Annotated in this window: 12 protein-coding genes; 5 read left to right on the top strand and 7 right to left on the bottom strand. The window is 38.1% G+C overall.

What is annotated here, in order from left to right; translation table 11 throughout:
• Nucleotides 1-37: 37 nt before the first annotated feature.
• On the bottom strand, nucleotides 38-1,417 hold the full coding sequence (cysS, locus tag ACWIW0_RS10585) for a cysteine--tRNA ligase (protein ID WP_454453279.1): 1,380 nt from the start codon (nucleotides 1,415-1,417) through the stop codon (nucleotides 38-40).
• 152 nt (nucleotides 1,418-1,569) lie between these two features.
• On the opposite strand from cysS, the gene ACWIW0_RS10580 reads away from it, so the two are divergent.
• Nucleotides 1,570-2,079 carry a peptidylprolyl isomerase gene (locus ACWIW0_RS10580; RefSeq protein WP_454453278.1) on the top strand — a complete coding sequence of 170 codons (510 nt, stop codon included), beginning with the start codon at nucleotides 1,570-1,572 and terminating at the stop codon, nucleotides 2,077-2,079.
• Nucleotides 2,080-2,124: 45 nt separating this feature from the next.
• On the opposite strand, the gene cpdB is transcribed toward ACWIW0_RS10580, so the two are convergent.
• Nucleotides 2,125-4,101, bottom strand: coding sequence for a 2',3'-cyclic-nucleotide 2'-phosphodiesterase (gene cpdB, locus ACWIW0_RS10575; protein ID WP_454453277.1), 1,977 nt, complete (start codon nucleotides 4,099-4,101; stop codon nucleotides 2,125-2,127).
• 230 nt (nucleotides 4,102-4,331) lie between these two features.
• Between cpdB and ACWIW0_RS10570 the strand changes: the two genes are divergently transcribed.
• Both ACWIW0_RS10570 and ACWIW0_RS10565 read left to right on the top strand, forming a co-directional pair.
• On the top strand, nucleotides 4,332-5,498 hold the full coding sequence (locus ACWIW0_RS10570) for a hypothetical protein (RefSeq protein ID WP_454453276.1): 1,167 nt from the start codon (nucleotides 4,332-4,334) through the stop codon (nucleotides 5,496-5,498).
• Nucleotides 5,499-5,581: 83 nt separating this feature from the next.
• Nucleotides 5,582-7,009, top strand: a complete 1,428-nt coding sequence (locus ACWIW0_RS10565; RefSeq protein WP_454453275.1) for a surface lipoprotein assembly modifier — start codon at nucleotides 5,582-5,584, stop codon at nucleotides 7,007-7,009.
• A 105-nt stretch (nucleotides 7,010-7,114) separates the two neighbouring features.
• On the opposite strand, the gene gdhA is transcribed toward ACWIW0_RS10565, so the two are convergent.
• On the bottom strand, nucleotides 7,115-8,452 hold the full coding sequence (gene gdhA / locus ACWIW0_RS10560) for an NADP-specific glutamate dehydrogenase (protein ID WP_454453274.1): 1,338 nt from the start codon (nucleotides 8,450-8,452) through the stop codon (nucleotides 7,115-7,117).
• Between the two features lie 266 nt (nucleotides 8,453-8,718).
• On the opposite strand from gdhA, the gene ubiG reads away from it, so the two are divergent.
• A complete protein-coding gene (ubiG, locus tag ACWIW0_RS10555; RefSeq protein ID WP_454446759.1) occupies nucleotides 8,719-9,432 on the top strand; it encodes a bifunctional 2-polyprenyl-6-hydroxyphenol methylase/3-demethylubiquinol 3-O-methyltransferase UbiG in 714 nt (237 codons plus the stop codon).
• On the opposite strand, the gene ACWIW0_RS10550 is transcribed toward ubiG, so the two are convergent.
• On the bottom strand, nucleotides 9,429-9,659 hold the full coding sequence (locus tag ACWIW0_RS10550; RefSeq protein WP_454446760.1) for a YceK/YidQ family lipoprotein: 231 nt from the start codon (nucleotides 9,657-9,659) through the stop codon (nucleotides 9,429-9,431). The genes ubiG and ACWIW0_RS10550 overlap by 4 nt on opposite strands.
• Before the next feature lie 137 nt (nucleotides 9,660-9,796).
• Between ACWIW0_RS10550 and leuB the strand changes: the two genes are divergently transcribed.
• Nucleotides 9,797-10,873, top strand: coding sequence for a 3-isopropylmalate dehydrogenase (gene leuB, locus ACWIW0_RS10545; protein WP_454446761.1), 1,077 nt, complete (start codon nucleotides 9,797-9,799; stop codon nucleotides 10,871-10,873).
• 117 nt (nucleotides 10,874-10,990) lie between these two features.
• On the opposite strand, the gene metC is transcribed toward leuB, so the two are convergent.
• From metC to ACWIW0_RS10530, 3 genes are read right to left on the bottom strand one after another with little or no spacing between them, the layout of a single operon-like run.
• Complete coding sequence (gene metC / locus ACWIW0_RS10540; RefSeq protein WP_454453273.1) at nucleotides 10,991-12,187, bottom strand: cystathionine beta-lyase; 1,197 nt, start codon at nucleotides 12,185-12,187, stop codon at nucleotides 10,991-10,993.
• A gap of 17 nt (nucleotides 12,188-12,204) precedes the next feature.
• Nucleotides 12,205-12,492 carry a helix-turn-helix domain-containing protein gene (locus ACWIW0_RS10535; RefSeq protein ID WP_157395126.1) on the bottom strand — a complete coding sequence of 96 codons (288 nt, stop codon included), beginning with the start codon at nucleotides 12,490-12,492 and terminating at the stop codon, nucleotides 12,205-12,207.
• Complete coding sequence (locus ACWIW0_RS10530) at nucleotides 12,467-12,622, bottom strand: type II toxin-antitoxin system RelE/ParE family toxin (RefSeq protein ID WP_454453280.1); 156 nt, start codon at nucleotides 12,620-12,622, stop codon at nucleotides 12,467-12,469. Before ACWIW0_RS10530 ends, ACWIW0_RS10535 begins: the two co-directional genes overlap by 26 nt.
• Between the last annotated feature and the right edge of the window lie 83 nt (nucleotides 12,623-12,705).

Raw genomic sequence — 12,705 nt, 5'->3', positions numbered from 1 at the left:
CCGCAAATTCTACCATTTTCATATCATTTAAACCTACCTATGCCTTACGCCAAGTTGTGCCATTTGGGGTATCTTCAAGCACAACATTCATTGCTTTTAGCTTATCACGCACTTCATCGGCTAACGCCCAATTTTTAGTTGCTTTTGCTTCATTACGTTGTTTAATGAGCGATTCAATTTCAGCCACTTCATCATTATTCGCATTACCTTGTAAAAAGGTTTCTGGTTCTTGTTGCAATAGCCCCAATACGCCTGCTAATTGTTTCAAACGAGAAGCTAAATAATCAGCATCAGAAGAGCCTTCCGCTTTGGCTTTATTGATTTCTCTCGCTAACTCAAATAATACAGCTAATGCACCGGGCGTGTTGAAATCATCATTCATTGCATCTTTAAAGGCTTTCACATATTGATCTTCATCGCTAATTAAAATTGATGTATCACAACCACGCAATGCGGTATATAGGCGTTCAAGTGCTGAACGAGCAAGGTTGATATTCTCTTCGCTATAATCTAATAAGCTACGATATTGTGCGGTTAAGAAGAAATAACGAACACTTTCACTGTCATACTTGTTTAAAATATCTCGAATAGTAAAGAAGTTATTGAGTGATTTCGACATTTTCTCTTTATTGATCATCAACATTCCTGTATGTAACCAATAATTGACGTAATCATCTCCGTGCGCACAGCAAGATTGTGCAATTTCATTTTCGTGATGTGGGAACATCAAATCCGAGCCACCACCGTGAATATCAAAATGATTGCCTAGCTCTTTGCTATTCATCGCCGAGCATTCAATATGCCAACCGGGGCGACCTTTACCCCAAGGAGAATCCCAACTTGGCTCATTTTCTTTCGACATTTTCCACAGTACAAAATCCATCGGGTTACGCTTAACTGATTTGATCTCAACCCTTGCCCCTGCTTGGAGCTGTTCTAGATTTTGACGTGAAAGTACCCCATAATTTTTGAATTGATCGACTTGGAACATTACATCGCCATCTTGTGCCACATAAGCGTAGCCCTTCTCAATTAAAGTTTGAACCATTTGAATAATTTCAGGAATATGCTGTGTTGCACGCGGTTCAACATCAGGGCGGAGAATATTTAAAGCATCAAAATCACGATACATTTCCGCCACCATTTTATCCACTAACTGATCGCAGGTTTCGTTATTTTCTAACGCACGTTTGATAATTTTATCGTCCACATCAGTGATGTTACGCACATAACGCACGTTATAACCTAGATAACGCAAATAACGCACAATAACATCGAAGGAAACGAAAGTACGACCGTGCCCAAAATGACAGAGATCATAAACCGTAACCCCACAAACATACATTCCCACTTGGTTTGGCTTAATCGGTTTAAATTCTTCTTTTTCACGTTTTAAAGTGTTATATATTTTGAGCATAGTGTCCTCATTTAATTCACAATCACATTGATGATAAAAATGCGTTGAGTATAACGAATAAGCGGTCTTTTTTTGAGAATTTTTTGCAATTTTTGCGAAACTTTTTAATAATACCGTCCGAACTTTTCCCCTAATCTTATAAGGAATTTAAAATGGTTACATTACATACTAATTTTGGCGATATTAAAATCGTATTAAACTTTGAAAAAGCACCAATCACTGCAAAAAACTTTGAAGACTACTGTAAAGAAGGTTTTTACGATAACACGATTTTCCACCGAGTGATTGATGGATTTATGATCCAAGGCGGTGGAATGGAAGTTGGTATGCGTGAAAAAAATACCAAAGCACCCATTCAAAACGAAGCAAACAACCGTTTAAGCAATAAACGTGGCACTATCGCAATGGCTCGTACATCAGATCCACACTCTGCATCAGCACAATTTTTTATCAATGTTGCAGATAATACGTTCTTAGACTATCGTTCAAAAGAAATGCACGGACGTGAAGTTGTACAAGAATGGGGCTATGCTGTATTCGGTGAAGTTGTGGAAGGAATGGACGTTGTCGATAAAATTAAAACCGTTGCCACAGGCAATAAAGGTTTCCACCAAGATGTACCGAAAGAGGATGTTATTATTACTTCTGTAACGGTTGAATAAGACTTTTATATAAGGTGGGCATTACTCCCACCTTTTAATCTTACCTTACTTACTCAAATCCACCTGATACACTGCAAAACCAGTTTCATCGGTATTTAAGAATGTCATCGGATATTGTGCTTTTTCCGCAATAAATGCTTTAGCTTTATCACTCGGTGAGGTTTCAAAGCGAATATCTAATTTAGCCTTGCTTACAATCGGTGCAATTCTCCAGTTTTTATCGGCACTTGGACTAACTTGACCGTTAGCTTTGCTCTCTGCACTGATGTAATTTGCCAAAATCTGACGATTTTCATCTGGTGCTGCAAAAACAATATGGCTATCGCCAGTGCCTGGGAATTTATTTCCATAAGCACGATAGTTATTGGTCGCAATTAAAAACTCAGCTTTTGGATCAACGGCTTTTCCGTTGTAGGTTAAATTAACTACTCGGTTTGCTTTATCATTGATTAGCTTACATTCACCATCATAACGAGCAGGCTGAGTAATATCAAATTGATATTGCACACCATCAATAACGTCAAAGTTATAAGTACGGAATCCCGTCCAATCTAACAAACTTTGTGGTTGAGCATTGCTTGGGTCGATCTGCTTAAACATTCCTGCACTACATTCTAGCCACTCTTTTAGTTCCGCACCTGTTACTTTTACAACAACAAGGGTATTTGGATAGAGATATAAATCCGCAGCATTACGGAACGTTAATTCGCCTTTATCGACTTCAGTATAACCAGACGGATCATTCTTACGTCCACCTGCTTTAAACGGTGCACCCGCACTTAAAATTGGCAAACCTGCTAATTCTGGTAGTCCTTTCACCACATTTTCTACATAAGCTCTTTGTGCTTGATTGACGATTTGAACAGTTGGATCATCTTGCACTAAAGCCAAGTAGCTATACATATTATCACTTGCTTTACCAATCGGTTGTGACACAAACTCACGAGTCGCTTCGTGAACAGGTTTGAGTAAAGCGGTCACTTCTGGGTGATTTTCTACCGTTGAGGCTTTTTTCTCATTATCGTAGATTGGACGAAGTACCGCAGATCCATCAATCACTACCCACTTGCCATTTTCTTGAGCTAACGTTAAATCAACCACGCTAATGTTATTCCCCCAGTAACCAGCCATACTTTCAGGAACGCCTTTTACTGTCCCTTTCTCAATATCTGCATTTGGCGATTTAGCAAACTCTTTGTTCGGGAATAGACGATGTGAATGCCCGAAAATAACCGCATCGATCCCTTTCACATCAGCTAAATAGAAGGCTGAATTTTCCGCACCTTCTTTATAAGGCTCATCTGATGGACCTGTGTGAGCTAATGCCACAATAATATCTGCCCCTTTCTCTTTTAAGATTGGCACATATTTTTCAGCTGTTTTCACAATATCACGCGTTTCGACTTTGCCATCTAAATTGGCTTTATCCCACACCATAATTTGTGGCGGAACAAAACCAATATAACCGATTTTCACGATCTGTTTATTGCCATTTTCATCAACAACAGATTTTTCTTGAATAAAATAAGGCTGATAAACAGGCTCATCGCTCCCCACTTTTACCACATTAGCATTGATAATTGGGAATTTAGCTTGCTTAATAGAGTCATCTAAATAGGCTAAACCATAGTTAAATTCGTGGTTACCCAATGTTCCCACGTCATATTGCATAAAGTTTAACGCATCAATAGCAGGGTTAGATTTACCTTCTTTATAACCTTTTGCAGCTTGATAATCCGCAATTGGGTTACCTTGAATTAAATCACCGTTATCGACTAATACGCTATTTTTGGCTTCTTTACGCGCTTGTTCAATCAAAGTTGCCGTACGAGTAAAACCGAATTTATCCGTTGGGGCATCTTTGTAGTAATCAAAATCCGTTAAAAAGCTATGAATATCCGTTGTTCCAATAATACGCAACGCAACTTTATTCTCCGCTTTCATCGCAAAACCTAAACGGCTTGTACCTAAAGCTAAAATCGTTGTTGCACCAATTTGGATAAAACGTCTTCTATTCATCATCGTAAAATTCTCCTTTTGTGATAAAGAACGATAAAAGATGCAAATTATCCCACAGATATTACCGCTTGCATAATACTTACTGTTTTATACAAAAATGACATAAAAATAAATTTTTTCAGGGACTTGATTTTTTTTTTTTTTTTACAATGGGCAAATTTTTTATATTTTTTATACAGAAGAAATATTAAAAGCGATCAATTTGTTTTATTTATATTCATTAAGGATTCATTATGAACACAACATTTAAAATTTCTGCACTTGCGTTATTTGTTTCAGTAACCACTACTGGATGTATTATTAATGACAAATCATCAGATGTTAAGGCTCCAACTCAGGTAACACAACCATCAACTACGCAAAATTCATCAACTGAACCAACCACACAAAAGTCACCCTCTGAACAAACTACACCAGCCTCTGTTGCGTCTAACTCATCAACAGCGGCAGTGCAACCAACTTCCCCTGCTGTACCAGGCACTTCTGCAACACCTAACGAAACTGCAAGTGTCGTAGATAGCCAAGGTAAAAAATGGCGTATTGTTAATCAGGATACTTTTGATAATACGTTTGTAGACTATATCTCTGCAGGGAGAATTAAGGGTGACCTCAAAGATAATCCACCAACTGTAATTTCATTTGGCGATTTTCTAAGGTTGAAGGAAGGCTTTCAGGATTCGTATGAACATAATGATGTAATCAAGAATGTCGTATTAGATCCTAAGATCCAATTTGATTTAGACGAACTGTCCAAAAAAGATGGCAAACCATTACTCGGCACTCACTCAGGTAGTGTTAAGATCGCTCAAAAGAATACGCCTGAAATGAACTATCTCTTCACCAATCAACCTTATTCTTCTTATGGTGCTATTTTTACCGATCATAATAATAGTGCATTATTTGCAGTGATCCAAAGTGCAGGAAAACAAGGTAGTAATGCCGAATTTAAAGTATATGACGAAGATGCAAAAGGCCGACTAACGTGGAATGAAAATGTAGCAGGTGATGCGACTTATAAAGGTAATGTTATTGCAGTAACTCTAAATAAAACTAATAAACTAGTTTCTGCACCTAAAGAAGACGGCACAATTACCCTAAATGCTCACTTTGGAGAAACTTGGGAAAAAAGTACCGTTTCTGGCACGCTTCAGAGTAATACAGTAGGAACCATTGATTTACCAAAAGCGAATATAGATCGTAGACCTAATTACATTACCGATGGCATTGGTGCTGCTCAGTATTACTCAAATAAACATATGAATAATAGTAATATTACAGGAACATATAATGTAGCCTTCGGTGGAAAAAATCTAAATGATGCCGTAGGTAAAATCGACTTGAACATCGCTCCAAATACTGAGTATCTAGCAACCTTCGGTGCCACAAAACAACCTAAATAACCCTCGTTGTTTTTAAGTACTAAGCCGATTTGTACGGTTTACAAATCGGCTTTATTTTCCCATTATTTAATTTGTGATACTTTATGAGAAAACTGACTCTTCCTTTATATTGGCTACCTTGCTTGGCATTTGCCACACCCAATCACCACGATGAGCAAATCAAAAATGTAGCAAAGCCCATTGCACCACAAGCACAGCCCGAGCTGACTCAAACAGCCCAAAACTCACAACCAATAGATATTAGCCTGCAAGAATTAAGCCAAAACCCACCGCTTGTTCATCAGCTATTAAGTGATGCGTTATTCGCACGTCAAACTGATGCTATCGCAACCTTATTGCCTGTTTATCAGCAATTCCCAAACGCTGATAAAACCTTAATTCAGTTTGCTCAAGCTAAACTTGCCAGTTTACAAGGAAAAAATAATGAAGCGATTCACCTTTATCGACAAATTTTAGCAGAGCAGCCACAACTCAATGTAGTCAGAATTGAACTTGCCGTTGCCTTATTTAATGCTCAACAAAATAATGCCGCGGAAGATCAATTTAACAAAGCCAAAAGTGCAGAAAATCTGCCAGCACCAGTGATGCAGCTAATTGATGCTTACCTTGCTGCCCTAAAAAAACGCAGTAGTTGGCAATTTGGGGCAAGTGCTTATTATGTACAAGAAAACAATATCAATAACACCTCTAACTCCCCTGAAATCGAAAATACAGGTTATGTAAAAGGGGAAAATATGCTCCCTCGCAAAGCAAATGGTTTTGCTTATAGTGCCGATTTATCTCGAGACTTCAATTTAACTGGCTCACATTACCTTACCTTTCAAAACGATTTTTCAGGCAGAAGTTATTGGAACAGCCACGATGACGATGAACTAACTAACCGCACACTCTTAGGCTACACCTATAAAAATGAAAAACAGACATTACGCTTATTGCCTTTTTTTGAAAAGCGTTGGTCTGGTGGAAGTAGCTATCGAAAAACACAAGGTGTACGAGCAGAATATAACCACTGGCTTTCGCCTAATTGGCAAATTTCTACCGCATTAGAATACGGCAAGCAAGATTATTATGATAGCCAAGCTCAAGATGGCAGCAGTAAATTAGCCTCAATAACGCTACTGTGGCTACCAAAACCACAGCAATATTTTTATGTTGGTTCTGATATTGGTTTTGAACGCACTAAGGTTCGTCAATTCAGTGCTGATACCAAAAGTTTACGCTTTGGTTGGGGACAAGAATGGCAAACATTCGGGCTATCTAGCCGCTTAGGCTTTGCCATTACCGAACGAGATTACCACGATACTGCCAAGTTAGGAAATACTCTTGATTTAGGTAAAGTCCGTTCAGACGAGGTATTCAGCACCACATTAACCCTATGGAAACGGGATTGGCACTTATTCGGAATTACCCCTAAGTTACAGCTCTCGTGGCGAAAACACGATAGTAATTTGCCAACACTTTATGCTTACACCGATAAGAATATCAATGTAATTTTTGAGACTAGGTTTTAGGATTGAGTTTTATGGCATAAAAAAACCCTTGTTAATTGAGATTAACAAGGGAAATTATGGAGAGTATTTTTATAATAAGAATTAGGTAATTATATTAAGCTGATATTACACCACGCCTTGCTCTAACATTGCGGTTGCCACTTTTTTGAAGCCTGCAATGTTTGCACCGTTTACATAGTTCACAAAGCCGTTTTCTGTACCGTTTTCTACGCAGTTTTCGTGGATATTTTTCATAATATCAAATAGACGTTGATCCACTTCTTCACGACTCCAAGATAGGCGAATTGCATTTTGGCTCATCTCTAAACCTGAAGTTGCCACGCCACCTGCATTTGATGCTTTACCTGGTGCATATAGGATTTTCGCATCAACAAAAACTTCCACCGCACCTAATGTAGATGGCATATTCGCCCCTTCTGCCACACAGATACAACCATTTTTGAGTAATGTTTTCGCATCTTCTGTATCCAGTTCGTTTTGCGTTGCACAAGGTAATGCTACTTCACACGCTACGCCCCAAGGTTTTTGACCATCAAAGTATTGAATACCCTGCTCTTTTGCATACACTGATAGACGTTCACGACGTTCATTTTTAAGTTCTAATAAAGCAGCAAGCTGTGCCTCTGTCATACCACTATCAGGGAATAATACATAGCCGTTAGAGTCAGAAACAGTTAATACTTTCGCCCCTTTTTGGATCGCTTTTTCAGCAGCATATTGTGCTACGTTTCCTGAACCTGAAATCACAACACGTTTACCTTCAAAACTTTGACCACGCGTATTTAACATACTTTCTGCAAAATATACTGTACCGTAACCTGTTGCTTCTGGACGAATTAAACTACCACCCCACGTTAAACTTTTACCTGTTAATACCGAAGTAAATTCATTGCGTAATTTTTTATATTGACCATATAAGTAGCCAATTTCACGACCACCCACACCAATATCACCTGCAGGTACATCAGTATCTGCACCGATATGACGGAATAATTCACTCATAAAGGCTTGACAGAAACGCATTACTTCTGCATCAGATTTACCTTTAGGATCGAAATCTGAGCCACCTTTGCCACCGCCCATCGGTAAAGTTGTTAAGGCATTTTTAAATACTTGCTCAAAGGCTAAGAATTTTAATACACCTAAATCCACAGTTGGGTGAAAACGTAAGCCACCTTTATATGGCCCAATCGCTGAGTTCATCTGTACACGATAACCACGATTTACTTGCACTTGACCGTTGTCGTCCACCCAAGTAACTCGGAAACTGATAACACGTTCAGGTTCAACAATACGCTCTAATAAACCATATTTGGTATATTGTGGATTTTTGGCTAAAAATGGAGCAAGGCTACCAAAAACCTCTTCAACGGCTTGATGGAAAGGAGCTTGATTTGGATCACGCTGTTTGATTTTTTGGAAAAGTACATTTAAATCGCTCATAAAGGTTTCCTTAATTTTTGTTAATGTTGTGTTTGAATGGCACAGAGTTTATCTACTTCATTTTAATTTGCAAGAAAAAAATTAAAAAAATTTATCACAAAGATAAAAAAAACTAATTAAAAGACTATTTTTAAATCAATTTGCGTTTTTTTAAACAAAAAGACCGCTTGCGATAAGATTTTTTGTAAGAATTTAACAGATTGATCCGCTTTTATAGCTGAGATCAGGTAGAATTTAGCGATAAAAAATTTGTAATAGGTGTTTTTATGAAGAACGTTGATCAACAAGAAATATCAAAATTTGAGAAAATGGCAAAAAGTTGGTGGGATCCTAAAGGCGATTTTAAACCAATCCACTTGCTTAATCCTTTACGCCTAGCCTATGTAAATGAAAAATCGGGTGGCTTATTTGGTAAGAAAGTGCTTGATGTTGGCTGTGGTGGCGGTATTCTAAGTGAAGCAATGGCTAAATTAGGAGCAACTGTAACAGGGATTGATATGACCACAGAGCCACTGGCGATTGCGAAACAACACGCAGAGCAAAACAATTTAATCATTGATTATCAACAAACCACTATTGAAAATTTTTTAGCCGAACAGACCGCTTGTAATGCCGAAAAGTTTGACGTTATTACCTGTATGGAAATGTTAGAACACGTTCCTGATCCACTTTCGATTATTCAAAGTTGCCAAGCCCTGTTAAAACCCAATGGTGTACTTTTTTTCTCAACGATTAACCGTACACTTAAAGCCTATGCCTTAGTTATTATTGGGGCGGAATATGTGCTTAAAATGCTACCCAAAGGTACTCACGAATTTGAGAAATTTATTAAGCCTGCCGAGTTATTGAATTGGTGTGATCAGGCTCAATTAAGTTGTACTGAAATGGTGGGCTACCATTTTAATCCGATTACAGAGAAATTTTGGCTTAATAAAGATGTGAGTTGTAACTATATCGCAATGCTTAAACATAATGATTAGCGAGTCAGCGTAATAGGTAATAATAGCGTATCGAAAACAAAACTAAGGGGTAAATCTACCACAGCCAAAACACTAATTATCCCTCCTTCTCTCATCGTTTGAAAATCTTTTATTACCCCTGCATAAGGGGTGTAATCATCTTCTGCTAAACTTGAAATTGTGCCACAAGCGGTCAAATTGAGCAGATAAAATGCAAATATTGCCCCTTTGTATCCTGTTCGTTTCATTTCTTTATTCTCTTTTGGTTATTTGCTAAAACTATTCTAACGGAAATCGTTAAAATCACACAAAAAATTCCCCATTCAATGCAGAAATGTTTTATATTGTTGCTTTCATTTAATCAATTATAACTTGAGGAATTTATATGCAAACTTACAATATTGCGGTATTAAGTGGTGATGGTATTGGCCCTGAAATTATGGCTCAAGCAATTAAGGTACTTGACGTAGTACAACAAAAATATAATTTTACTCTTAATTATAACCACTATGACATTGGTGGCATCGCAATTGATAATCACGGTAAGGCATTACCTGAAAGCACCTTAAAAGGTTGTGAAGAGGCTGATGCTATTTTATTTGGTTCTGTTGGTGGTCCTAAATGGGAACACTTACCTGCTAACGAACAGCCTGAACGTGGTGCATTATTACCTTTACGTAAACATTTTTCCCTATTCTGTAATCTTCGCCCTGCAACACTATATAAAGGATTAGAACAATTCTGCCCATTGCGTGCAGACATTGCAGCCAAAGGTTTTGATATGGTAACGGTGCGTGAATTAACTGGTGGTATCTATTTTGGGCAACCTAAAGGGCGTGAAGGTGAAGGAGCAAATGAAAAAGCTTTCGATACAGAAGTTTATCACCGCTATGAAATTGAACGTATTGCAAAAGTTGCCTTCGAAACAGCAATGAAACGTAGCAAGCACGTTACTTCGGTAGATAAAGCCAATGTATTGATGAGTTCAATTTTATGGCGTGAAACTGTTAATGAAGTGGCAAAACAATATCCTGAAGTAAAATTAGATCATATTTATATTGATAACGCGACAATGCAGTTAATCAAGCAGCCAGAATTTTTTGATGTGTTACTCTGTTCAAATATTTTCGGGGATATTATTTCTGATGAATGTGCAATGATTACAGGTTCAATGGGAATGCTGCCATCAGCGAGCTTAAATGAAAAAGGCTTTGGTTTATACGAGCCAGCAGGTGGCTCTGCACCTGATATTGCAGGTAAGAATATCGCAAATCCTATCGCACAAATTCTTTCTGCGGCAATGATGCTACGTTATAGTTTTGGCTTGGAAGATGCAGCCAAAGCTATCGAAAATGCGGTACAAAAAGTATTAGCAGAAGGCTACCGTACTGCCGACTTAGCCGATCAATCTGCACCAATTTCAACCAGCGAAATGGGTGATCTAATTGCGAAAAATATCTAATTCTTAATCTAAAAAAGGCGGGATTCCCGCCTTTCTTAGCCTTATTTATTCATCTCCACTTTCCCTAGAAAAACTATTGGGTTAGCGATTTTGAGCTAAGAAGATAATATATGCCACCTACATACTTTTAATTCTTTCAAACCCTTTTTCCAAATCAGCAATCAGGTCTTGTACATCTTCCAAGCCAATATGAACTCGAATAAGTGTACCTGTCAATTTTCGTTCAATAGCTGGGCGTATTTTGGCAATCTCTTGTGGTTGGTTAGCTAGAATAAGTGATTCAAACCCACCCCACGAATAAGCCATTGTGAATAACTCAAAATGGTCTAAAAATTGAGCGAGTTCTTCATCAGATAATTTTTTGCAAAGTTCAAAAGAAAACAGCCCGCTAGCACCTGCAAAATCTCGTTGGAAAAATTGATGACCAGGACAGCTTGGCAAAGCTGGGTGATAGACGGCTTTAACTTCAGGACGTTGTGCTAACCAATTTGCAATCGCAATACTACTTTCTTGATGCTGCTTTAAGCGAACACCAAGAGTGCGTAGTCCACGAGCAGTGGTATAGGCGGAGTCTGCATCAACCATTTGTCCCATCAGGTAGGAGTTTTCACGCAGTTGATCCCAACAACGTGCATTTGAAACTGCCGTTCCAATCATTACATCAGAATGGCCGACTAGGTATTTTGTGCCGGCTTGAATTGAAATATCAATATCGTGTTCAAGAGCAGGGAAGAGTACGCCAGCAGACCAAGTATTATCAATCATAATAACAATTTCAGGGTTAATTGACCGAGCTGTTCTAACTAAAGTGGGAACATCTGGCACTTCCATTGTGAGTGAACTTGGTGATTCAAGGAATAAAACTTTAGTATTGGGTTGAATAAGATCGGCAATTTTTTCTCCAATAAGGGGATCATAATAAGTCGTAGAAATCCCCATTTTCTTTAAAATAATATTACAAAAATCTTGGGTTGGCTCGTAGGCTGCTCCCGTCATTAGAATATGATCACCCTGCTGTACAAAGGCTAAAATACTATTGCTCACTGCTGCTGCACCGCAGGGATAAAGATAACAACCTGCTCCCCCTTCTAATTCACACATTGCATCTTGTAGGGCAAAGTGAGTTAATGTGCCACGGCGACCATAAAATAATGCACATTTGTAGCGATTACGAGTAGCCTCTTTTTTCTCTGCCACCGAATTAAAAATAAGTGAAGAGGCTCGTTGGATAACGCTATTAACCGAGCCTTGAGTGTAACGAGGTTTACGTCCAGCGTGGACAAATTGTGTTGCAAGTTTATGCGTGTGTGCCATTGTGTTTCCTTATAATATTAAGAGTGTGCAGATAACTTTAATTCCATTCCACAGGCTTGGGCGTATCGTATTAAGCTGGAGAGTGTGGCTTTATCGGCATTTCGTTCTAATTTGGATACAGCTGGTTGTGAAATACCCATTCGCTCAGCGACTTGAGAAATATTCAAACCAGCTTTACTACGCATTATATAAAGCAACGATTGCACATCTTCTGCCATTTTTTCTTCAACATATAGTGCTTTGACTTTTTCATCAGCCAACAATTTATTTTTAACAGTTTTATAAGTGATTGGTTGTACTTTCATCGATCATTTCCTGTAAGCGGTTAATTGCAATATCAATTTCTATTTGTGGTATTTTTTGTGTCTTATTGACAAAGGTACGAAGAATATAAATTTTTCTTCCTATTGCGAAAGCAAAAAAAGTACGACTAATATCAGATTATTGACAAAGTTTTTTTATTCGGACGCCAGCGTGGCGTCCCTACAAGGAAAGTCATAACTAATTGAAAAATAACA

The organism is Ursidibacter sp. B-7004-1, assembly GCF_053654055.1.
Note: the sequence above shows the minus strand (reverse complement) of the source record. Positions and strands in the feature narration are given on the sequence as shown.

What these genes read in the sequence shown, in the direction of transcription:
- cysS (WP_454453279.1), bottom strand. Translation starts at nt 1,417, where the DNA reads ATGCTCAAAATATATAACACTTTAAAACGTGAAAAAGAAGAATTTAAA.
- ACWIW0_RS10580 (WP_454453278.1), top strand. Translation starts at nt 1,570, where the DNA reads ATGGTTACATTACATACTAATTTTGGCGATATTAAAATCGTATTAAAC.
- cpdB (WP_454453277.1), bottom strand. Translation starts at nt 4,101, where the DNA reads ATGATGAATAGAAGACGTTTTATCCAAATTGGTGCAACAACGATTTTA.
- ACWIW0_RS10570 (WP_454453276.1), top strand. Translation starts at nt 4,332, where the DNA reads ATGAACACAACATTTAAAATTTCTGCACTTGCGTTATTTGTTTCAGTA.
- ACWIW0_RS10565 (WP_454453275.1), top strand. Translation starts at nt 5,582, where the DNA reads ATGAGAAAACTGACTCTTCCTTTATATTGGCTACCTTGCTTGGCATTT.
- gdhA (WP_454453274.1), bottom strand. Translation starts at nt 8,452, where the DNA reads ATGAGCGATTTAAATGTACTTTTCCAAAAAATCAAACAGCGTGATCCA.
- ubiG (WP_454446759.1), top strand. Translation starts at nt 8,719, where the DNA reads ATGAAGAACGTTGATCAACAAGAAATATCAAAATTTGAGAAAATGGCA.
- ACWIW0_RS10550 (WP_454446760.1), bottom strand. Translation starts at nt 9,659, where the DNA reads ATGAAACGAACAGGATACAAAGGGGCAATATTTGCATTTTATCTGCTC.
- leuB (WP_454446761.1), top strand. Translation starts at nt 9,797, where the DNA reads ATGCAAACTTACAATATTGCGGTATTAAGTGGTGATGGTATTGGCCCT.
- metC (WP_454453273.1), bottom strand. Translation starts at nt 12,187, where the DNA reads ATGGCACACACGCATAAACTTGCAACACAATTTGTCCACGCTGGACGT.
- ACWIW0_RS10535 (WP_157395126.1), bottom strand. Translation starts at nt 12,492, where the DNA reads ATGAAAGTACAACCAATCACTTATAAAACTGTTAAAAATAAATTGTTG.